We start from the raw sequence: 20774 nt of genomic DNA, 5'->3' as shown, positions 1-20774 counted from the left end.
TCCGTCCCGACTCGACATGCGCGCCGTGAGCTCTCCAGGCGGGTAGTGTCCGGGGACGTGACGGATCAGCAGGCGCACAGCGCCACAGCGCGCGACACGGTCAAGCTCGCAGTGGTGGTCGGCGCACTCGGTGTCGTTTTCGGCGACATCGGTACCAGCCCTATCTACACCCTCCAGACGGTCTTCAACCCCGAAGACCCGCACCCGGTGCCGCTCAGTGACCACAACGTGTACGGCGTCGTGTCGCTGATCTTCTGGTCGGTGATGATCATCGTCACCGTCACGTACATCCTGCTCACGATGCGCGCGGACAACAACGGCGAGGGCGGCGTGGTGGCGCTGATCACGCTGCTCCGCAAGTGGACCCGTACGCACCCGGGCCGGAAGGCCTCCGGGGTGCTGGCGACGGTGGGTCTGTTCGGTGCGGCGCTGTTCTTCGGCGACGGCATGATCACGCCGGCGATCTCGGTGCTGTCCGCGGTCGAGGGCGTGAAGACCGTACAGCCGTCGCTCGGCGAGTACGTGATCCCGATCACCGCGGTCATCATCATCGGGCTGTTCATGGTCCAGCGCCGCGGCACCGAGCAGATCGGCCGGGCGTTCGGGCCGGTGATGATCGTGTGGTTCGCCGTGATCGGCGCGGCCGGGATCGGCGGCATCCTCGAGCACACCGCGATCCTCAAGGCACTCTCCCCGACGTACGCGGTCGGCTTCCTGGCCGGGCACTTCCACATCGCGTTCTTCGCGCTCGCGGCGGTCGTGCTGTCGATCACCGGCGCCGAGGCGCTGTACGCCGACATGGGGCACTTCGGCCGGAAGGCGATCAGCCGGGGCTGGCTGTTCCTGGTACTGCCGGCCCTCACGCTCAGCTACATGGGCCAGGGCGCGCTGATCCTGAAGAACCACGAAAACATCAGCAGCCCGTTCTTCCTGCTCGTCCCGAGCTGGGGCCGGCTGCCGCTGGTCCTGCTCGCGACGGCCGCGACCGTGATCGCGTCGCAGGCCGTCATCACCGGTGCCTACTCGGTGATGGCCCAGGCCGCCCGGCTCGGGTACCTGCCGCGGCTGCGGGTGACGCACACGTCGGCGACGACGATCGGCCAGATCTACGTCCCCTTCGTCAACTGGCTGCTGTTCGTGTCGGTGCTGACGCTGATCTTCGCGTTCCGCAGCTCGGCCGCGCTGGCGTACGCGTACGGCATGACGGTGACCGGGACGATCACCATCACCACACTGCTGTTCTTCTACGTCGCGCACTACCGCTGGAACATCCCGAAGTGGCTGATCCTGCTCGGCGCGGTCCCGCTGCTGCTGATCGACGGGCTGTTCATCGCGGCGAACCTGACCAAGCTGCTGCACGGCGCGTGGCTGCCGCTGCTGATCGCGCTCACCGCGTTCACCGTGATGACGACCTGGCAGCGTGGCCGCGAGGTCGTCACCCGGGAGCGGGAACATGCCGAGGGCTCGCTGCAGGAGTTCATCGACGAGCTGAGCTCCGGCATGCTGCCGGTCCGCACAGTGCCGGGGACGGCGATCTTCCTGAACCGCGGCGGGACCAGCGCGCCGCTCGCGCTGCGGGCGAACGTCGAGCACAACCAGGTCCGGCACCAGCACGTGGTGATCGTCGCGATCGACACCGAGCCGGTGCCCCGGGTCCCCGAGGACAAGCGCGTGATGGTGAACGACCTCGGGTACGGCAACGACGGGATCACCCACGTCACGATCAAGTTCGGGTACATGGAGCGTCCCGACGTACCGGCGGCGCTCGCGCGGCTCGATCCGGATCAGTCGGAGGGACCGCTCGATCTCGACAACGCGTCGTACTTCCTGTCGAAGATCGAACTCCGGCGCGGGCAGGCGCCGACGATGGCGGGCTGGCGTAAGCAACTGTTCCTCGCCACGTCGCACATCACCGCGGACGCGGCCGAACACTTCGGTCTCCCCCGCGACCGCACCGTCATCATCGGCTCCCACATCGAGTTGTAGCCGCCGCCATGGACCAGACGTACGACGAGAGTCCGCCGGTGCCTGCACTGGCCGGCCTCGTCCGTACGGTCTGGATCCAGCGCACGGGATCGCGGCCGTACGCGCAGCGCGATCTGCCGACCGGTGGTGTCGAACTGCACTGCCCGGTCGGCGGCGTTCCGCGGTTGATCGGGCCGCTCACCCGGGCGCACCTGCAGACGATCCCGGCCCGGACCACGATCGTCGGCGTGCGGTTCATGCCCGGTGCGAGTACGCCGTTGCTCGGCGTACCGGCGGATGAGCTCGTCGACTGCGCGGTGGATCTGTGGGGTCCGGCGGCCGAGGCGATCGGGTGGGCGGTGGCTGACGCCGCGACACCACAGGCGGCGTTGCTCGACGTCCAGCGGTATCTGGCCGGGCAGCCGGTGCGGCCGGACTCGGTTGTGACGGAGATGGTGCGCCGGTTGATGCCGTGGGAGCCGACCGGGATCGCGACGCTGGCCGACGATCTCGCGCTGTCGGAGAGTCAGCTGCGGCGCCGGTGCCTGACCGCGATCGGGACCGGGCCGAAGGCGTTGCAGCGGACGCTGCGGTTCCAGGGGTACCTCGCGCTCGCGCAGGCCGGGTTCGGCAGCGGGCTCGCCGACCTCGCGGCCGAGACCGGTTACGCCGATCACGCGCATCTGACCCGCGAGTGCGTACGGCTGACCGGGGTGACGCCGCGCGACCTGCTCGGCGACAAGGCCGACCGGTGCGACTGCGGGCACGACCACTCGGCGTCGTACCGGCCGTTCCTCGCCGGGTGGTACGACCGTTTCGTTCAAGCGCAGCGCGGTCGTCCGCTTCTAGCGTCGACCCATGGAACTGATCGGTCCTGACCACGAGCAGTACGACGTCTTGCGGCGGCCGGCGCACCCGCAGTACGCCGGGATCCGTCCACACGTCGTCGCGCGGTGCGAGTCGATCGACGACGTGGTCGAGGCGCTGTCGTACGCCCGCTCGAAGAACCTCCCGCTGACTCCGCGCGGCGGCGGCCATTGCTTCGCGGGCCGCTCCTCCACCACCGGCGTGATGCTCGATCTGTCGGCGCTGAGTGCGATCTCAGTTCAGGACACGGTTGCGACGATCGGCGCCGGGGCTCGGTTGGCGGCTGTTTACCGGGAGCTGCACCAGCACGGGCTGACGATTCCGGCTGGGTGTGGGCCGACGGTGGGGATCGCGGGCCTGACGCTCGGGGGTGGGCTTGGTCTGCTCGGGCGGCGCTACGGCCTCACCTGCGACCGGCTCCTCGCCGCGACCGTGGTACTTGCCGACGGCAACGTTATGACGTGTGACGCGGAGCGAGAACCCGATCTGTTCTGGGCCTTGCGCGGTGCGGGTGGCGGGCAGTTCGGGGTCGTCACGTCGCTGACCTTCGACGCCGTACCGTCGCCGCACGCGACGCTCTTCGTCATCACCTGGCCCCGCGCCCGGGCCGCCGACGTGATCGCCACGTGGCAGGACTGGGCGCCGGACGCCCCGGACGACATCACCGCATCCCTCGAGGTGACCGTGGACGGGGTGAAGGTGTTCGGCGCGGCGCTCGGCCGCTTCGATGCCGGGCCGCTCGGTGACGGTGCGGTCGAGGTGCGGGATGACCTCAGTTGGCCGGATCTCAAGCGTGTCCTCTCGGAAGGCGAGCCGGACGATCGGGTGATTCACAGCAAGTCCGAGTTCGTCGGGGCGCCGCTGCCGCCGGACGCGATCGCCGAACTCGTACGGAGCGACTGCGAGCTGCACTTCACCCCGATGGGCGGCGCGTACAACCGCGTCCCCGCCGGCGCGACGGCCTTTCCGCATCGCAGCGAGCGTTTCCTCCTCGAACACGTCGGCCCTGATAGCGACGCGGTACGACGGTCCTGGGCGCTCGCCCACCGGTACGCGTCGGGCCGGGTCTACCAGAACTTCCCCGACCCTGAGCTGTCCGATTGGGCGGCGGCGTACCACGGGGAGAACCTCGGGCGGTTGACCGGCATCAAGCAGAAGTACGACCCCGACGGTGTGTTCCACTTCCCGCAAGCACTTGGAGGTGCCCGATGATCGTGCTGTACATGAGCATGTCGCTGGACGGTTTCGTGGTCGGACCGGACGACAGCTTCGACGAGCCGATGGGTCGCGGCGGGTTCCGGCTCTTCAACTGGCTCGACGATCGCAACAGCGACGGGCCGAGTGGACAGGTGTACGCCGAGGGTCAGGCGACCGGTGCGTTGATCGCGGGACGGCGTACGTTCGAGCACGCTCGTCGGTGGCAGGGTGACCACCATGACGGTGTACCGATGTTCATCCTGACGCACCAGGTGGACCCGAACGACGTACCGCCCGGGACCGCGCGGTGGGTCACCGATGTCGCCGAGGCGGCTGCGCTGGCCAAGGCCGCGGCGGGCGAAAAGAACGTGATGGTCCACGGCGCCGGGGCCGCGCAGGCGCTGCTCCGCGAGGGGCTGATCGACGAGATCGAGCTGCACGTCGTCAACGTTCTGCTCGGCCAGGGCCGACGCCTGTTCGACAACTTGCCCGCCGAGTACATCGAACTCGAGCAGGTCCGCCAGCTCCCCGCCCGCGACGTCACCCACCTCCACTACAAGGTCGTGAAGTGACTCCCGAGAAGACCCGCCTGCTGAAGGAGCTCGACACCGTCCAGACCTCGCTGATCTGGAAGGTCGAGGGCCTCACCGACGACGAACTCCGGCGTCCGATGACGATGAGCGGGACGAACCTGATCGGCATTGTGAAGCACCTGACCGGGATCACGCACGGGTACTTGTGTGTGGCGTTCGGGCGGGACGTCGACATGTTCCCGGAGTGCACCGACGAGGAGTTGTGGTTCGGGCTCGACATGTGGGCGACGCCCGACGAGTCGCCGGCGGAGATCGTCGACGGGTACCGCCGCGCGTGTGCGGCCGGCGCACGGTCGGTCGAGGAGCTTGATCTCGAGACGACCGGCACGCACCATTCCGGGTCCACGGTCACGGTGCGGGACATGGCATTCACCGTGCTCCTGGACACGACCCGGCACGCGGGTCACGCGGACGTGACGCGGGAGCTGATCGACGGTCGGATCGGGAGCCGGCCGGGCGACCCGATGTCGCCGGACGATCCGGAGTACCTGGGGATGTACCGCGCCCGCATCACTGGCGAGATCGACCGCGAGACCTGGATGACGTACGTCCGCAGCCGCCCGGAGTACCAGCCTCGCGCGGACTCTTAACTCCAGGTGGGAAAAATGTTCGGCCTGCGCTCTTGAGGGTGTTGGAATTTGGCCTCAGGATGTGGTGCGACTGATCCACGCCCCTGGGGAGGTTGTCCGCATGTGGAAAGCTCTGCTGCTGGCCGTCGTCGGCGCGCTGGTGATCGTGTCACCCGCCCAAGCGGCCGTGCCCAAGCCCGTGTACGCACCCAGCAACTCCGTCGCCGATCCCGGCATCCTGCGCTCCGGCGGTGACTTCTACGCGTTCACCACGGGACCGAGCGGACGCGTCAGCCGCGGCGACACCGCGAGCGGACCATGGTCGAGCGTGGGTACGGCGCTCGCGACCGCACCGGCGTGGATGGACACCACCGCGGACGTGTGGGCACCGGATGCCTGGCAGACGTCCGCCGGGTACGTCCTCTACTACTCGGCCGTCGCGAAAAGCTTCGGCGGGCAACGGTGCATCGGCGTCGCCACGTCGTCGCAAGCCGGCGGGCCGTACCAACCGATCGGCGACGCTCCACTCGTCTGTCCCGACGGGCAACACGGCGCCGAGGACGGCGTACCCGGTCGGCCCATCGCGGCGGCCGGCGTGATCGACCCCTCCCCCTTCCAGGACAGCGACGGGAACCGATTCCTGCTGTACAAGACCCAGCAGATCCCGTCGTCGCTCCGAATGGTGCCGCTCGACAGTGCCGGTCTGCACGCGACCGGCGCGAACAGCCGCGAACTGCTGCGACGCGACGGCATCATCGAGAACCCGACGATGGTGCAGCGCGGATCGCAGTACATCCTGTTCGCTTCTCGCTACGGCTACGACAACTGCAGCTACGCGACCGTCTGGCTGCGCTCCGCCGATCGCTGGACCTTCGCCGCCGCCACCGAGAACTCGCTGCTGACCTCAGCCGGCACCGCCCTGTGCGGTCCCGGCGGCGCCGACGTCACCCCGTCACTCGACGGCGGCTGGCGGATCTTCCTCCACGCCTGGGTCTGCGGCACCGGTACGACGCCTTGCACCGATGCCCAGATCACGAACGGCGTCACCCACCGCCGAGTCCTCTACGCCGCCATCCTCAACTGGTCCGCGGACAACACCCCATCCGTCGGCGCCTTCCTCTAGCTCAGAGCCAGGGCGGGAGGGGCTGTGCGGGAGCGCCGTCCGCGGTGGTGACGTCGGAGTAGGCGCGACCGGACAGGTATGCGGCTTGGTCCGGAAGGGGACCCTCGATCGTCGGTACGTCGCCGCGCTTGGTGCGGATGTCGTCGCAGAGTGCTTCCAGGAAGTCCGTCGGGAGGTCGGCGAAGGTGAGCCCGGTGCCGAGGTCGACGGCGTGGATCAGCACCTCGCGGCTGCGCATCCACGGAATGTCGGTGGCCGGGATCGGGAGCCCCTGGGCGGTTCGGACCGTTGCCTTCCACTGCTCCGGACTCAGCTCGGCCATGGCGCCCGCGAGAACTGCCGCGGACGAGTCGAACCACGCGCGCAGGTCGGACCGCCCAGCGCTCGCCTCGATGTCGGCGTTGCGAGCCTCGGCTGACGGGTACATCGGCCGTTCCTCGCCGGTGCGCGCCCAGTACACCAGGTTGCCCAGCGCCTCCGCGTTCAGCGACAGATGCGCCGCCACGTGCCGCCGCGACCACCCGGGCAGCAACGACTGCGCTGCAAGATCAGCGAGCGCCTCGCGGCACAGCGCCGTACCCTCGTCGATCCACTCGTGCACGCGCTCCATGCTGCGAACCTAGCCGACCGACGGCGCGGGTTCTTGCTCCGGTGGGGTGTTGTGGTGAGACTGAGCCGATGAAGGAGGGGACCCTCGGATGGTGACGACGATCGGAGTGGTGGGACCGTCGGACCTGGTCACCTCCACGAGCCGGATCGTCAAAGGGCTGCGTGGAGTAGAGGTCGTCCCACTGCGGTACCGGCGCGAGACGGACACGCCCAAGGTGATGGCCGACGCGCCCGGCAGCGTCGACGCGTGGTTGTTCACCGGCGTGGTGCCGTATCAGATCGCGGCGGCGCAGGACCTGCTCGACCGTCCGGCCGCGCACGTCGAGTACACCGGCGCCACTCTCATGCGCGCCCTCGTCCAACTGCTCCGCGAGGGGCGGGACGTGACCTCGCTGAGCATCGACGTACTCGATGAGGCGGAGGTCCGCGAGACGTTCGACGAGGTCGGGCTGCCGACCCGTGGCGTTCGGGTGTTGCCGTACCGTCCGGGGCTGAGCCTCGACGACATCCTCGCCTTCCACCACGAGGCCGGCGCGACCGTGGCGATCACCTGCCTGCGGTCGGCATACGAGAAGCTCCGCACCGAGCAGACGACGCTACGGCTCGCGCCGTCGGTGCACTCCGTCCGCAGCGCGGTGAACAGCCTGCTGCTCGTGCATGACGCTTTGCGCAGTGACGATGCGCAGATCGCGCTCGGTCTGGTCGAGATCTCCCCCGACGCCGAGAGCGCGCTCCAGCGCGAGGCCGGCTCGCTGGGCGGCAGCGTGCTCCGGTACGACGACAAGCGTTGGCTGGTGATCGCGACCCGCGGACCGCTGGAGCAGGCGACCGCCGCGTTCACCGAGCTGGGCATGCTGACCCGCCTGAAGGAGCAGTTCGGACCAGTCCGGATCGGGTTCGGTATCGGCGGTTCCGGGACCGAGACCGAGGCGCTGGCCCGGCGCGCGCTCGGCCGGGCGAAGACCGCGGGGCGGACCGCGGCGGTGGTGTCACTGCGCAACGACATCGACCTGGTCCTGGTCGGCGGCGCGGCGCCGCGTGCTCAGCAGCGGTCGAAGCTGCAGCTGCTCGCGCAGCGTGCCGGGCTCTCCAAGGCGACCCTCGAGCGGTTGCAGGAGCTCGTCCACAGCACCGAGGAGGACGGTCTGACCACGCGGTCGGTGGCCGACTACCTCGGCATCCAGCCGCGCACCGCACGCCGGGTCCTGAACCGGCTCGAGCGGGCCGGGCTCGCGGATGCGACCGGCACCCAGCTCGGCACCGGCAGCGGCCGCCCGCTGGTCGTCTACCGCGTTCATCTCTGAGTTCATTGCTGATTGTTTCCCGAACGGTTGACGCACTGCTGCACGTCCGGCTAATTTCAGCCATGACCGTAATTCAGTGCGCACTGTCCCGGGAGGCCTTGTGGACAAGCGATTCGCACGGGGATTGATCACCACCTTGGTCGTCTGCGCAGGTTTCGTGAGCGTTTCCGCTCCGGCCCGCGCTGCTATTCCGGTCGTGACCGAAAGCCCACAGGTCACGAACCTCGGTCCGGCCTCGGCCGTGACCTCGACGAGTGTCGCCGAACAGGTCGGCGACCGGATCTGGACCATCACCTCCGGCGTCTCGCCCGTCCAGGTCGGCGCCTTCGACCCGGTCGGCCGGACCGTCGACCGCAAACTCTCGCTGCCGACCGGCGCCGGCGCCTGGGCGATGACGCACATCGGCACCGACCTGTACGTCGGCCTGTACACCCCGGGCGACGTCTACAAGATCGACACCACCACCGGGACCGCCACCAAGGTCGCTCAGTTCGGATCGTTCATCTGGTCGATCGCGGCGACGCCAGACGGCAAGATCGTCGCCGGCACCTACCCGGACGGCGCGGTCCACGAGTACGACCCGTCCACCGGCGGCACCAAGTCGTACGGCGCCGCCGTACCCGGTCAGCAGTACGTCCGAAGCATCGCCGCCGACGCGACCACGATCTACGCCGGCGTCGGCACCCAGGCGCACCTGATCGCGATCGACCGCGCCACCGGCACCCGCCGCGACGTCCTGCCGGCCGCGTACGCCGACCGCACCTTCGTCGCGACCCTCGCCCTGAACGGCACGAAACTCGCCGCGGGCCTGTCCCCCACCGGCACGATGCTCGTGTTCGACACCACCGACCTGAGCCACCCGGTCGAGGTGCAGACGCCCGGCGGCGATCAGTACGTCACCGCGATCACGCTGGACGGCGCCGACATCTATCTCGGCACCCGCCCGTCCGGGACGCTCTACCGTTACCGCGACAACACGCTGACGAAGCTCGGTTCGCCGTACGACGGGGCGTACTTCAACCGGATCTTCGTCGAGGGCTCGACGATCCGCGCCGAGCTGACCAGCCAGGTCGTCGACTTCGACCAGGCGACCGGGACGTTCACCGGCACCGACCTCGGTCAGGCCGGGCTGCCACCCGCGCCGGAGCAGGCGATGGCGATCGCCGCGACGCCGACGTCGGTCCTGGTCAGCGGCAAGGCCGGCGTCCAGGTTCACGGCCTCGCCAATGGCACCAGCACGCGCACCTTCCTTCCCGGCGAGGCGAAGACCCTCACACCGGTCGGCCAGAGCGTGTACCTCGGCGTTTACACACTGGCCCGGCTCTGGCAGATGAAGCCCGACGGCACCGATCTCCACGAGCTCGGGCAGATCGGCAACGAGCAGACCCGGCCGACCGACGACGCGTACGACGCCCGCTCGCGCACCTGGCTGATCTCCACCGAGCCCGACTACGGCAAGTACGACGGAACGCTCGTCGAGCAGCACCTGGACTCGGGTCAACGCGAGGTCCACCGCGGCGTCGTACCGCACCAGTCGGTCCGATCGGTCACCACCGCGGACGGGATCGCGTACCTCGGCGGCGCCACCCGGAACAGCCTCGGAACGGACCCGATCTTGCCCGAGGCAACCGTCGTCGCGTTCGACCTGAAGCGCAACCAGGTGCTGTGGGAGAGCGCTCCGTTGCCCAAGGCACAGAGTTACAGCGACGTTGTGGTCTATCGCGGCCGCCTCTACGCGACCACGGACGACGGACGGCTCGCCGTACTCGATCCACGCACCGGCAAGCTGCAGGACACCGCGACGATCGGCACCGGGCAGAGCCGGCTGACGATCGCCCGCTCCGGTCTTTATGGCACCGACAGCAAACGAGTCTTCAAGGTCGACGGGGCCAAGGTCACCACCGTGGTCGACGGCCTGGCCGCGCAGATCTACAGCTACCCGCTGATCACCACATCCCACAACGGCGACGCGCTCTACACGATCAAGGGCCGCGACCTGGTCCGCATCGGCGGTCTGCGATGAAGCTCCCGCGCAGGACAGTGTTGGCGACCGCGGTCGCAGCCGCCAGCCTCATGAAACTTCCCGCCTACGCGGAGGACAGTCCCATCGACGGCTCGACGCTGCCCACGTTCGGACCCGCCTGCCTGACCGCCGCTGTCGTCGCGACCGCCGTCCACGACGGTCACGCGTACGTCGTCAGCCGCGGCATCGTCCCGCCCCGGCTGACCGAGCTCGACCTCAGCACCCGGAAGGTCACCAGGACCGTCGAGCTCCCGGTCGGCGAGGGCGGCTGGGCGATCACCGTTGCCGCCGGCAAGATCTACGTCGGCCTGTACCCGGTCCCCGAGGTCTACTGTTTCGACCCCGCCGACGGCTCGCTCGCCCGGGTCGGCAGCCTCGCGGGCGCCGACGGCTTCGTCTGGGACCTGACCACCGCCCCGGACGGCCAGGTCTTCGCCGTCAGCTACCCGAACGGGACGGTCTGGCAGATCGATCCCGCCACCAACGCCCTGACCCGCCTGGGCGCGCCGGTCGCGGGAGCGCAGTACGGCCGGTACGTCGGTGCCGCCGGCGACCGCGTCTACGCGGGGATCTACACGCCCTCGCAGCTCGTGGCCTACGACCGCACCTCGGCGACCTTCCGCGACCTGACGCCGGAGTCGATCCGCGGCCAGAAGTTCGGCCCGTTCGCGGCGACCGCGGACCGCCTGTACGTCGGCAGCGACGGCGCGCTCACCACGATGGCGCTCGACGGCACCGACGTCCGGATCACACCGCTACCGCCCGGCGAGACCGGCATCGACACGCTGACGGTCGGCCCCGACGGGACGGCGTACGTGACGACTCGTGGATCCGGCACCGTCTGGTCCTGTGCCGGCGACACGTTCACCGCGATCGCGACACCGGCGCCGCAGGACGAGCACCGCCGGATCGAGTTCCTCGACGAGAAGACACTCCTCGGCTCGACCGGTTCCGGCGTTCTGTGGTGGCTCGACATCACCACCGGCTCCTTTGAATTGCTCGACCTCCTCGACGCCGGGTTCACCGCGGCGGCCGACAAACCGCAGTCGATCCTGCTCGGCGACCCGCATCTCTACGTCGGCGGCCACTGGGTGATCACCGAGCACGCCGGCGACGAGACCCGCCGTTTCCGGGTCGCGGGTGAAGCGAAGACACTCTCCTGGATCCGCGGCGAGCTGTACTCCGCCCTGTACCCGAGCACCGAGATCGTCCGCCTCAACCCACGCACCGGCGCCGTCCACTCCTTCGGCACCATCGGTCACGACCAGCTCCGCCCGTGGCAGGCGGCGTACGACGAGACCACCAGGCTGCTCGCAGTCGCCACCGCGCCCGGGACCGGCAAACTCACCGGCGCCCTGACGCTCGTCGACGTCCGGACCGGCGAGCTCGACGTCCACTACGGCGTACTCCCCGACCAGAGCGTCATGACGGTGGCGATCGCGGACGGCATCGCGTACCTCGGCGGCGACGTGGTGGGCGGTGGCGGTGTCACCCCGACCCGCACATCGGCAGCGATCGCGGCGTTCGACCTGCGCCGCCGCAAGCTGCTCTGGACGGCCGAACCGTTCGCCGGCGAGCGTTCGATCCAGAGCGTCGCCGTCCACAACGGCATCCTGTACGGCGTCCTGAAGCGCACCAGCGGCGCCTGGTTCACCTACGACCTGCGCACCGGGATCGCCACCCGTGGCGCGAACAAGCTCTCCGGCTACGGCCAGATCCACACTGACCGGACCGGGGTCTACTGTGAAACGAACTTCGGCGGGAACCTGTACCAGCTCGGACCGGGCCTCACCGAGGCGAAACTCCTGGTCGACAAGCTCGGTGACGGCTGGTTCACCGTGCCGCAACTGACACCGGTGCGCGGCAAACGGCAGACCGTCTGGGGTCTGGCGGACCGCGACCTCGTGCAACTCCCGTTGCCTTAAGCAAACATCGCCCCAAGGAGGGACTGCCGCTATGCAGAACACCCAACTCGCCCGGGACGGTGGTACGCCGGTCCGGACCGAGCCGCTGCCGTCGGTGATGAACGCCACCGGCCGCCGATTCGGCGACGACGAGGTCAAGGCGGTCGAGCGGGTGCTCCGCAGCGGCATGCTCTCGGCCACCTGGGGTGCCGAGGTGCCCGCGCTCGAGCTGGAGTTCGCCTCCTTGCTCGGCGCCGGGCACGCGGTCGCGTGCAGTTCGGGTACGGCGGCGCTGCACCTCGCCGTCGCCGCCGTGAACCCGGACCCGGGCGACGAGATCATCACCACTCCGATCAGCGACATGGGCACCGTGTTCCCGATCATCATGCAGAACGCCGTACCGGTGTTCGCGGACGTGGACCCGATCACCGGGAACCTGACGCCGGAGACGGTCGCCGCCGCGATCACGCCGCGGACCAAGGCGGTGATCGTCGTCCACCTGTTCGGCAAGCCGGCCGCGGTGCGGGAGCTTCGTGAGCTGTGTGACCAGCACGGGATCCTGCTGATCGAGGACTGCGCGCAGGCGTACCTCGCGCCGGTCGGCGACAGTTTCGTCGGCCGGATCGGGCACATCGGCTGCTTCAGCCTGCAGCAGACCAAGCACATCAGCGCCGGCGACGGCGGGCTCACCGTCACCGATGACGCGCAGCACGCCCGGCGGATGCGCCTGTTCGCCGACAAGGGTTGGCCGCGGGACACCGACGAGCGGACCTACCTCTTCCTGGCCCTCAACTACCGGATGACCGAGCTGGTCGCGTCCGTCGCCAGGGCCCAGCTCAACCGCCTGCGGGGCGTCGTCGAGGACCGTCGTACGGCGGCACTCCGGGCGACCGCCGCGATCGAGGACCTCGCCGGGGTCACCGCGCCGCCCGACGGACACGACCACGTCTATTGGCAGTACCCGCTGATCATCGACGTGGCGGCCGGTGACATGCGTGAGTGGGCCGCGGCGCTCACGGCCGAGGGCATCCCGGCCAACGGCGGCTACCTGACCAGCCCGCTGTACGCCGCGCCCGCCGTCCGCGAGCGGATCACCTACGGCCGGTCCGGGTTCCCGCTGCAGGACGTCGAGTATCCGGTCGGCCTGTGCCCGAACGCCGAGGCGCTGATCAACAGCCGCCTGCTCGTGCTCCCCTGGAACGAGAACTACACCGAGTCCGACGTCGACGACATCGTCGCGGCGATCCGCAAGGTCCATAGCGCACTGGCCCGGGAGGCCTGATGAGTGACGCTGTGACTGACACTCCCCCGCTGCTCGACTGCGACATCCTCGTCGGGCACGAGGTGACCACCGGTCGTTGGGGCCGCGCCGAAGACATCCGGAAGGTGCTCACCGCGAGCGGGATCTCCGGTGGTGTGGTGTCCGGGCTGCGGGCGGTGCACTTCGACGTACCGTCCGGGAACGACGAGGCGCGGCAGGTTGCGGACGGCAACGGGTGGACGGCGTGCCCGGTGTTGGACCTGCGCGATCCGCTCGGCGCCGAGAAGGAACTCGAGCGGCAGCTGGCCGGTGACGCGCCGCCGCGGGCGGTCCGGCTGGCCCCGACCGCGCAGAGCGTCGAACCCGGGTACCCGGCGTTCGGGCACGTCGTGCAGTTGCTGGTGAACGCCGGACTGACGATCTTCACCGAGGGCGACGTACGAAAGGTCGGACCGGCGCTGCGCGGGCTCGGTGCGCGCGTGGTGTTCCTCGACACGCACTTCTACTACCTCGGCGACTTCGTGATCATGGCGCGGTCGGAGCCCGGGTTCCACACCTCGACGCGGATGCTGACCGGGCCGGACTCGCTGGAGATCGTGGCCGCGGAGGTCGGCGCCGAGCGGCTGGTGCTCGGCTGCCGGACGCCGTTCCACGAGACCCGGTCGGTCGTCCGCCGGCTGCTCACGTCGAGACTCGGCCCGGACGAGATCGCCCAGGCCGGCAGCCGCAGCCTCGAGACCCTGCTGGAGCCCGCATGCTGATCGACGTACACGCCCACTGGGGTCCGTGGTTCTTCTCGATGGAGACCACGAGCATCGACGTGAACATCGACCTGATCGACCGGTTCGGCATCGACCTCCAACTGGTCTCCGCGATCGAGGGCATCGTGTACGACGCCCCGCTCGGCAACCGCTCACTCGCCGAGCAGCTGCCGGCCGACCCGCGGCTGCGCGGGATGATCGTCGTCGACCCGCGCCGCCTGGACGAGGCCCGGACCGACCTGGACGAGCTGCTCGCCGGCGACGGGCGGAGCCGGTGGGTCGGCGCGAAGATCCACAGCGAGTACAGCCGGACGCCGATCAGCTCACCTCGGATGCAAGCAGCGATCGAGCTCACCACGGAGTACGGCCTGCCGACGCTCGTACACACCTGGGGCGACACCGTCGTCGATCTCGCCGACGTCGCCGCCCGGATCCCGCAGGCGCGGGTGCTCGCGGGTCACATGGGCGCCAACGGCTGGCCGCGGGTCCCCGAGGCGGCGGACCGGTCCGACCGGATCTGGTTCGAGCCGTGCTGGTCGGCGCCGGAGGCGAACCGGATCCGCTGGATCCTCGACCAGATCGGCCCGAGCCGGCTGATGTTCGGCACCGACGCCACCCTGATCGACCCGTCGGTCGCCCTCGGCGCTCTGGAGGCCGCCGACCTCACGCCCGAGGAGCACAAGGCGATCACCCACGAGAACGCGATCGAGCTGTTCGGCCTCTGACCCTGCGGAACCGATGCGTCAGGTTTCTCTGCGCGGAGGCGCGACGAAGACCAGGATGTCGTGCTCGGGGCCGCGGACCTCGGGTTCCTGCCAGCCGAGGTGGCGGTAGAACGCGATCGCGGCGTGGTTCTGGTCCCACGCCAGCAGCCACGCCCGCGGGTGGTCCCGGGTCGCCGCCGCGAGCAGGCGGCGCGCCAGACCGGTACCGCGGGCGTGCGGCAGCACCCCCAGCTCGTCGACCTCGAAAGCTCCGACCAGCAACTCGTCGACCTGCTCCGCCCCGAGCCGGTCGAGGACGCTGCCGTACGACCGGTCGGTCCGGAACGGCGCCGACGTCGTCCAGCCGGTCACGAACCCCGCGATCCGCCCGTCACCGGACCGCTCGAACCACGCCTGGAACCCGGGCCGCTCCGCGTCCCCCTCGAGCCGCTTGCGGAACGCGCTCCGCGTCTCCTCCGGATCCCGGCGCTCGAACGGCGGTGCCGTGAACACCTCGACGTACGCCGTCGTCAGTTCGTCCGCAATCTCCAGAACATCCCGCCCACGCGTCAGCACCGCTCCAACCTAGCGATGGAGCGGTGCGTGCGACGATCGATTGGCAGCTACCTGCAGTTGTTCACTTGCTCGACACGGTGGCCGGTACCGCGGGCGCGTCCTGGGGCGCCACGGCCGGCGCGGTGATCGCGGCGTCCGGCGTGGCCGCGATCGTCTCGAGCTCGGAACGGAACTGCGGCAACATCCAGCGCAGCGGCTGGTCCAGGACCCGGGCGATGGTCGCCCCGTCGACCTTCAGCAGGTCGCCGATCCGGGCGAGCGCGTCCGGCTCGTCGATGGCGGCGTACAGCAGATGGACGACCTCGTGCCGATGCGCGAACACCGCGAGCGCCGCGGCAGCGAGTCCGGCATCGATTTCTGGCGGACTGGTGATTTCCCCGTTGACTGTCACAGCAGTGTCAACCCGTCCGGGCCCCGATCGGTTACGTGTCAGTCTTTACACCTGCCCAAATTCCTGGCCCAAAAATTCGCTCAGTGGGGCAGCCAGGACACCTTCCCGAGCAGGTACGTCGCACCGACCAGCGCGCCCGTGTCGATCAGCGTGTGCGCGACCACCATCGGCATCACCCGGCCCCACCGCCGGTACAGGTAGCCGAAGATCACGCCCATGATCACGTTCCCGACGAACCCACCGAGCCCCTGGTACAGGTGGTACGACCCGCGCAGCAGCGCGCTCGCGGCGACCGCACCCCGCGGCGACCAGCCGAGCTGATCCAGCCGGTGGTTGAGGTACCCGAGCACGATGACTTCCTCGAGGACGGCGTTCTGCGCGGACACCAGGACCAGGATCGGGATCCGCCACCAGTAGTCCGGCAGCTGCGACGGGTCGACGGTCAGGTTCACGCCGGCCGCGTGGGCACCGATGTAGAGCAGCAGCCCCGCTCCCCCGATCACGGCGGCGATCGCCGTCCCGCGACCGAGGTCGCGCCACCGGTCCCGCAAATCGAACCCGATCGCCCGGAACGACTCGTGGCCGCGCGCCAGCAGATGCCCGACCAGCGCGACCGGCACCAGCGCGGTCACGATCGCGAAGAGCTGCCAGGACAGATCCAGCCAGGGTCGCCCCGGAGCCCGGGAACCGATGATCACCGCCGTCTGCCCGCTGATCGGCTTGGCCGACGTCAGCACGCCCGCGAACGAGATGATCGCCGACACCCCGGACGCCCCGAGGGACAGCGCGAGCACCAACCAGATCTCCTTGGTCAGCACCCGCCGGTCCGCGCCTGCCGCGGTCGCCGGCCGTTCAGCAGGCTTCGTCATGGCTCAACTATCCCGCGCGGGACCACCCAGCAGGTCGAGCAGGTGGCCGAACAGGTCGGCCGGATCGGCGTCCAGCGCGTACTGCGTCTGGACCTGGAGACCGTCGGACAGCGCGATCAGCAGCGTCGCGATCGTCTCCGGGTCGGCCGCCGGGTCGAGTGTACCGGCCGCCTGGCGGGCCCGGACCGCGCCGGCGAGCGCCTCCCGAAGTCCGGCGTACCGCTCGACGAAGAACTGGTGGGCGGTGTGCTCGGGGTCGCCGGCCTCGGCGGAGAACGTCGAGTAGAGCTGGACGAGACCGGGCACCGACCGGTTGTGGCCCGCGATCGCGGTCAGCCCGTCGATCGCGTCAGCGGCGTCGAAGCGGTCCCGGTCGGCGTCGTCGCGGGCCCGCAGGACGGCCTCGAAGAGCTTCTCCTTGGAACCGAAGTAGTGCAGCATCCCGGCCTCGCTGAGCCCGGCCGCCGCGGCCAGCTCGCGGGTCGACGTCTTCCGGTACCCGTGCCGGGCGATCACAGCGAGCGCGGCCCGGAGGATCTCGGCGCGCTTCGCGACCCCCTTCGCGTACGGACCGCGGGATCTGGCCATACTCAAAACCTAGCATCACTTGGTTTTCGGTCGTAGCATCGTCGCCATGAACGTCGACGACCTGCTCGGCCGGCTCTCCCTGGAGGAGAAGGTCCGGATCCTCACCGGCCAGGACTTCTGGTCCACGCATCCACTGCCCGCGATCGGGCTGCGCTCGATGGTGCTGTCCGACGGCCCGAGCGGCGTCCGCGGCGCGGCCTGGGACGAGCGCGATCCGTCGCTCAACCTCCCGTCCGCGACCGCGCTCTCGTCGTCCTGGGACGTCGACATCGCCCATCGGTACGGCGTGGTGTCGGCGCTCGAGGCGCGCCGGAAGAACGTCGACGTCGTGCTCGGCCCGACGATCAACTTGCACCGCTCCCCGCTCGGCGGCCGGCACTTCGAGGCGTTCAGCGAGGACCCGGTGCTGACCGCGGAGCTCGCCGCGGCGTACGTCGCCGGCGTCCAGGAGCTCGGCGTCGGCGCGACCCCGAAGCACTACGTGGCCAACGACTTCGAGACCGACCGCTTCACCGCGAACGTCGTGGTCGACGAGCGGACGCTGCGCGAGGTGTACCTGCTCGCCTTCGAGAAGGCGGTCACGGACTCCAAGGCGTGGCTGGTGATGAGCGCCTACAACTCGATCAACGGCGCGACCGCGTCCGAGAACGACCTGCTCGAGACGCCGTTGAACACCGACTGGGGTTTCGACGGCGTCGTGGTCAGCGACTGGACCGCCGTCCGCAGCGTCGAGAGCGCGAAGCACTCGCAGGACCTGGCGATGCCGGGCCCGATCGGCGCCTGGGGTGACGCGCTGGTCGCGGCCGTGCGCTCGGGCGAGGTCAAGGAGGACGCGATCGACCGCAAGGTCCGCCGCATGCTCGCGCTCGCGGCCCACGTCGGCGCGCTCGAAGGCTTCGAGAAGCCGGCTGACCCGCCGCACATCGACGGTGTCGCGTTCGCCCGAGTAGCGGCCGCCGAAGGCACCGTGCTCCTCCGCAACGAGGCAGCGCTGCCGTGGAAGGCCGACGAGCTCACCCGGGTCGCGGTCATCGGGCACAACGCCCGCGACGCCCGGACCCAGGGCGGCGGCAGCGCGACCGTGGTCCCGGAGAAGGTCGTGTCGCCGCTCGACGGGATCCGCGCCGCACTCCCCGGCGCCGAGGTCACGTACTCGATCGGCGCGGTCGTCCAGGAGGGCGTCGCCGAGTTCGCGCCGGCCACGATGACCAACCCGGTGTCGGGTGGGCCCGGCGCCCGGGTCCGGTTCCTGGCCGCCGACGGTTCCGAGGTGTTCGCCGAGGACCGGTTCGCCGGCACGCTCGTCTACCTCGGCAGCGACGCGCCGATCGGCGACGCCGCTGTCGTCGAGTTCCGGACCACTTGGACGCCGGCCGAGTCGGGCGCGGTCCGGCTCGGGTTCGCGGCGGTCGGCCACGGCCGGATCTTCGCCGACGACACGCTCCTGCACGAGGGATCCACGGGTCCGGTCGGCGACGACCTCGGGGCCGCGATCCTGTTCCCGCCGTCGATCTCCGTTCCGCTCGAGGCGACCGCCGGCCGGCCGGTCGACGTCCGTGTCGAGCTCGACGTCCCGAAGGGCGACGACAGCCTCGGCGGCGCGCTGAGCATGACGGTCGGCACGGAACCTGGCGATGCCGACCCGCAGGCGCTGATCGACGAGGCCGTCGCCGCCGCACGCACCGCCGACGTCGCGGTCGTGGTCGTCGGCACCAACTCCAAGGTCGAGTCCGAGGGCTTCGACCGCACCTCGCTCGCGCTTCCCGGCCGCCAGGACGACCTGGTCCGCGCGGTCGCCGCCGCGAACCCGCGCACCGTCGTGGTCGTCAACGCCGGCTCACCAGTGCTCCTCCCGTGGCGCAACGAGGTCGCCGCCATGCTGGCGACGTACTTCGGGGGCCAGGAGTACGGCGACGCGCTCGCCGACGTGCTGCTCGGGCGGACCGAGCCGGGCGGCCGCCTCCCGACGACCTGGCCGCGCGAGCAGGCCGACGTACCGGTGCTCGACGTGACGCCGCGGGACGGGGTGGTGCGGTACGACGAGGGCATCCACATCGGGTACCGCGCGTGGCTGAAGGCGGGCGCGGAGCCGGCGTACGAGTTCGGGCACGGGCTCGGGTACACCACCTGGGAGCTGTCCGGTCTGCGGGCGAACGACCCGACGTCGGTCGCGCTGACGGTCCGCAACACCGGCGACCGCGCCGGCAAGCACGTCGTCCAGGTGTACGTCGAGCGGCCCGACAGCACCGTGGACCGCCCGGTCCGGTGGCTGGCCGGGTTCGCCGTCGTCCGGCTGGACGCGGGGCAGGCGCGCGAGATCACGGTCCAGCTGCACAAGCACGCCTTCGAGCACTGGGCGGACGGTTGGACGACCGAGCCCGGTGCCTTCACGATCCGAGCCGGCTCGTCGGTTTCTGATCTGCCGCTCGGGACCGAGCTGCAGATCCGTTAGCTGCCCGGCTGCACGAGCTTCATCGGGGCTCGGAAGAGTTCGATGCCGGCCGCCGTACGACGCGGCGGCCGGTGTCGGACTGCCAGTACAGAACCGACCGTCCGGATCGGCGACGCTCCAGCAATCCGGCGTCGGTCAAGACCCGGAGGTGGTCCGAGATCGTCGCGAGGGATAGTCCGGTGGATGCCACCAGCAACGTGGTGCTCACGGGTGCGGCGGCCTCGGCCAGGATGCGGGCGCGATTGCGCCCAAGCAGCTGCACCAGGGACTCGTCCGGTGGCGCGGCGTTCGCGAAGATCCCGGTCACCGGGTACGTCAGCGCGAACCGGTCCGGCAGCCGCCAGCTGACGTTCACCCGCTGAGTGTGCGCCGCGAGGAACATCAGGTCGCGCCCACGGACGTCGGTCACCGGGTAGTCCCAGCGGTTCACCTGGATCCGCCCGTCCCCGAGCCACCGCACGTCCGGTCCGAGCCCACGCAGTACGGCGGACCAGCCCTGCTCGCTGAGTCGCGAGGTCCGGGACACGATGTCGGCCTGCAGTACCCGCAACCGCCGCGACCACTCGGGCTCCACCGTCGCCTTCCACACCCACTGCAACAGGGCCGCCGCCTCCGCGGCCAGCCCGGTCGACCTCAGCAGGATGTCCGGCAACGGCGTCCGTACGACGCTCAGGTCCGCGCGGATGTGATCGTCGTCCAGCGACGTCAGGTACTCCAGCTCGGCGTCCAGCGTGAGGTCCGGCTCGAGGGGCGGCACGGTGAAGAAGTCCGCGACCCAGCTCCGCCCGAAGGCGCTGTCCAGCAACGCGGTCCACAGCGGATTCGCCGCTACCTCGGCCCGGAACGCGGTGACGTGCGTGTCCTTCCACGGCCGGAACCACGGCTCGACCGGCACCCGCAGCAGCTTGAGCGCGGACACGGTCTCGGTGAGTTGCGACGTACCGAAGCGGGCGTTCGCCAGGGTGTCGGCATCGACCAGGAACTCGGACAACGTTTCGCCTCCACCCGAAACTGTAGG

Annotated in this window: 19 protein-coding genes; 13 read left to right on the top strand and 6 right to left on the bottom strand. The window is 70.0% G+C overall.

Features of this window, described 5'->3' with window-relative positions:
• Window positions 1-57: 57 nt before the first annotated feature.
• The 6 genes from AC0662_RS03460 (at window position 58) to AC0662_RS03435 (ending at window position 6314) form a co-directional block, all read left to right on the top strand.
• Window positions 58-1986, top strand: coding sequence for a potassium transporter Kup (locus tag AC0662_RS03460; protein ID WP_452198752.1), 1929 nt, complete (start codon window positions 58-60; stop codon window positions 1984-1986).
• A gap of 8 nt (window positions 1987-1994) precedes the next feature.
• Entirely contained in the window at window positions 1995-2843 is an 849-nt protein-coding gene (locus tag AC0662_RS03455) for a DUF6597 domain-containing transcriptional factor (protein ID WP_478298228.1), read from the top strand.
• Window positions 2824-4044: an FAD-binding oxidoreductase gene (locus tag AC0662_RS03450; RefSeq protein ID WP_452198748.1), complete on the top strand. Its 1221-nt coding sequence runs from the start codon at window positions 2824-2826 to the stop codon at window positions 4042-4044. Before AC0662_RS03455 ends, AC0662_RS03450 begins: the two co-directional genes overlap by 20 nt.
• Entirely contained in the window at window positions 4041-4601 is a 561-nt protein-coding gene (locus AC0662_RS03445) for a dihydrofolate reductase family protein (RefSeq protein ID WP_452198746.1), read from the top strand. Before AC0662_RS03450 ends, AC0662_RS03445 begins: the two co-directional genes overlap by 4 nt.
• Window positions 4598-5212, top strand: a complete 615-nt coding sequence (locus tag AC0662_RS03440) for a DinB family protein (protein WP_478298226.1) — start codon at window positions 4598-4600, stop codon at window positions 5210-5212. Before AC0662_RS03445 ends, AC0662_RS03440 begins: the two co-directional genes overlap by 4 nt.
• A gap of 100 nt (window positions 5213-5312) precedes the next feature.
• The gene (locus tag AC0662_RS03435) at window positions 5313-6314 is read left to right on the top strand and encodes a glycoside hydrolase family 43 protein (RefSeq protein ID WP_478298224.1); all 1002 of its coding nucleotides are present in this window, start codon (window positions 5313-5315) and stop codon (window positions 6312-6314) included.
• Window position 6315: 1 nt separating this feature from the next.
• On the opposite strand, the gene AC0662_RS03430 is transcribed toward AC0662_RS03435, so the two are convergent.
• Window positions 6316-6924 carry a maleylpyruvate isomerase family mycothiol-dependent enzyme gene (locus AC0662_RS03430; protein ID WP_478298222.1) on the bottom strand — a complete coding sequence of 203 codons (609 nt, stop codon included), beginning with the start codon at window positions 6922-6924 and terminating at the stop codon, window positions 6316-6318.
• Window positions 6925-7012: 88 nt separating this feature from the next.
• Between AC0662_RS03430 and AC0662_RS03425 the strand changes: the two genes are divergently transcribed.
• The 6 genes from AC0662_RS03425 to AC0662_RS03400 all read left to right on the top strand — a co-directional run bounded on the left by AC0662_RS03425 (window position 7013) and on the right by AC0662_RS03400 (window position 14901).
• Window positions 7013-8227, top strand: a complete 1215-nt coding sequence (locus AC0662_RS03425) for a helix-turn-helix domain-containing protein (RefSeq protein ID WP_452198738.1) — start codon at window positions 7013-7015, stop codon at window positions 8225-8227.
• 196 nt (window positions 8228-8423) lie between these two features.
• Window positions 8424-10250, top strand: coding sequence for a YncE family protein (locus tag AC0662_RS03420; protein ID WP_478298220.1), 1827 nt, complete (start codon window positions 8424-8426; stop codon window positions 10248-10250).
• Between the two features lie 50 nt (window positions 10251-10300).
• Entirely contained in the window at window positions 10301-12175 is a 1875-nt protein-coding gene (locus tag AC0662_RS03415; RefSeq protein ID WP_478298218.1) for an NHL repeat-containing protein, read from the top strand.
• Between the two features lie 31 nt (window positions 12176-12206).
• The gene (locus AC0662_RS03410; RefSeq protein WP_478298216.1) at window positions 12207-13436 is read left to right on the top strand and encodes a DegT/DnrJ/EryC1/StrS family aminotransferase; all 1230 of its coding nucleotides are present in this window, start codon (window positions 12207-12209) and stop codon (window positions 13434-13436) included.
• A complete protein-coding gene (locus tag AC0662_RS03405) occupies window positions 13436-14176 on the top strand; it encodes an amidohydrolase family protein (protein WP_452198730.1) in 741 nt (246 codons plus the stop codon). Before AC0662_RS03410 ends, AC0662_RS03405 begins: the two co-directional genes overlap by 1 nt.
• Complete coding sequence (locus AC0662_RS03400) at window positions 14170-14901, top strand: amidohydrolase family protein (RefSeq protein ID WP_478298214.1); 732 nt, start codon at window positions 14170-14172, stop codon at window positions 14899-14901. Before AC0662_RS03405 ends, AC0662_RS03400 begins: the two co-directional genes overlap by 7 nt.
• Before the next feature lie 18 nt (window positions 14902-14919).
• Here AC0662_RS03400 and AC0662_RS03395 read toward each other — a convergent pair whose 3' ends face one another.
• From AC0662_RS03395 to AC0662_RS03380, 4 genes are all read right to left on the bottom strand, one after another.
• Window positions 14920-15456: a GNAT family N-acetyltransferase gene (locus AC0662_RS03395; protein ID WP_478298212.1), complete on the bottom strand. Its 537-nt coding sequence runs from the start codon at window positions 15454-15456 to the stop codon at window positions 14920-14922.
• A gap of 61 nt (window positions 15457-15517) precedes the next feature.
• Window positions 15518-15847, bottom strand: coding sequence for a hypothetical protein (locus AC0662_RS03390; protein ID WP_452198724.1), 330 nt, complete (start codon window positions 15845-15847; stop codon window positions 15518-15520).
• A gap of 80 nt (window positions 15848-15927) precedes the next feature.
• Window positions 15928-16716 (bottom strand): CPBP family intramembrane glutamic endopeptidase, encoded by a 789-nt coding sequence (locus AC0662_RS03385; RefSeq protein WP_452198722.1) that lies wholly within the window; start codon window positions 16714-16716, stop codon window positions 15928-15930.
• Between the two features lie 3 nt (window positions 16717-16719).
• Window positions 16720-17304 carry a TetR/AcrR family transcriptional regulator gene (locus tag AC0662_RS03380; protein ID WP_452198721.1) on the bottom strand — a complete coding sequence of 195 codons (585 nt, stop codon included), beginning with the start codon at window positions 17302-17304 and terminating at the stop codon, window positions 16720-16722.
• 46 nt (window positions 17305-17350) lie between these two features.
• Between AC0662_RS03380 and AC0662_RS03375 the strand changes: the two genes are divergently transcribed.
• A complete protein-coding gene (locus AC0662_RS03375; protein ID WP_478298209.1) occupies window positions 17351-19756 on the top strand; it encodes a glycoside hydrolase family 3 protein in 2406 nt (801 codons plus the stop codon).
• 19 nt (window positions 19757-19775) lie between these two features.
• Here AC0662_RS03375 and AC0662_RS03370 read toward each other — a convergent pair whose 3' ends face one another.
• Entirely contained in the window at window positions 19776-20747 is a 972-nt protein-coding gene (locus tag AC0662_RS03370) for an ArsR/SmtB family transcription factor (RefSeq protein ID WP_478298207.1), read from the bottom strand.
• Window positions 20748-20774: the final 27 nt, after the last annotated feature.

This window comes from Kribbella sp. NPDC043289, from assembly GCF_056436705.1.
Note: the sequence above shows the minus strand (reverse complement) of the source record. Positions and strands in the feature narration are given on the sequence as shown.

Excerpts from the sequence above, each read along its gene's own strand:
- AC0662_RS03455 (WP_478298228.1), top strand. The coding sequence starts at position 1,995 with ATGGACCAGACGTACGACGAGAGTCCGCCGGTGCCTGCACTGGCCGGC.
- AC0662_RS03450 (WP_452198748.1), top strand. The coding sequence starts at position 2,824 with ATGGAACTGATCGGTCCTGACCACGAGCAGTACGACGTCTTGCGGCGG.
- AC0662_RS03445 (WP_452198746.1), top strand. The coding sequence starts at position 4,041 with ATGATCGTGCTGTACATGAGCATGTCGCTGGACGGTTTCGTGGTCGGA.
- AC0662_RS03435 (WP_478298224.1), top strand. The coding sequence starts at position 5,313 with ATGTGGAAAGCTCTGCTGCTGGCCGTCGTCGGCGCGCTGGTGATCGTG.
- AC0662_RS03430 (WP_478298222.1), bottom strand. The coding sequence starts at position 6,924 with ATGGAGCGCGTGCACGAGTGGATCGACGAGGGTACGGCGCTGTGCCGC.
- AC0662_RS03425 (WP_452198738.1), top strand. The coding sequence starts at position 7,013 with ATGGTGACGACGATCGGAGTGGTGGGACCGTCGGACCTGGTCACCTCC.
- AC0662_RS03415 (WP_478298218.1), top strand. The coding sequence starts at position 10,301 with ATGAAACTTCCCGCCTACGCGGAGGACAGTCCCATCGACGGCTCGACG.
- AC0662_RS03410 (WP_478298216.1), top strand. The coding sequence starts at position 12,207 with ATGCAGAACACCCAACTCGCCCGGGACGGTGGTACGCCGGTCCGGACC.
- AC0662_RS03405 (WP_452198730.1), top strand. The coding sequence starts at position 13,436 with ATGAGTGACGCTGTGACTGACACTCCCCCGCTGCTCGACTGCGACATC.
- AC0662_RS03400 (WP_478298214.1), top strand. The coding sequence starts at position 14,170 with ATGCTGATCGACGTACACGCCCACTGGGGTCCGTGGTTCTTCTCGATG.
- AC0662_RS03385 (WP_452198722.1), bottom strand. The coding sequence starts at position 16,716 with ATGACGAAGCCTGCTGAACGGCCGGCGACCGCGGCAGGCGCGGACCGG.
- AC0662_RS03380 (WP_452198721.1), bottom strand. The coding sequence starts at position 17,304 with ATGGCCAGATCCCGCGGTCCGTACGCGAAGGGGGTCGCGAAGCGCGCC.
- AC0662_RS03375 (WP_478298209.1), top strand. The coding sequence starts at position 17,351 with ATGAACGTCGACGACCTGCTCGGCCGGCTCTCCCTGGAGGAGAAGGTC.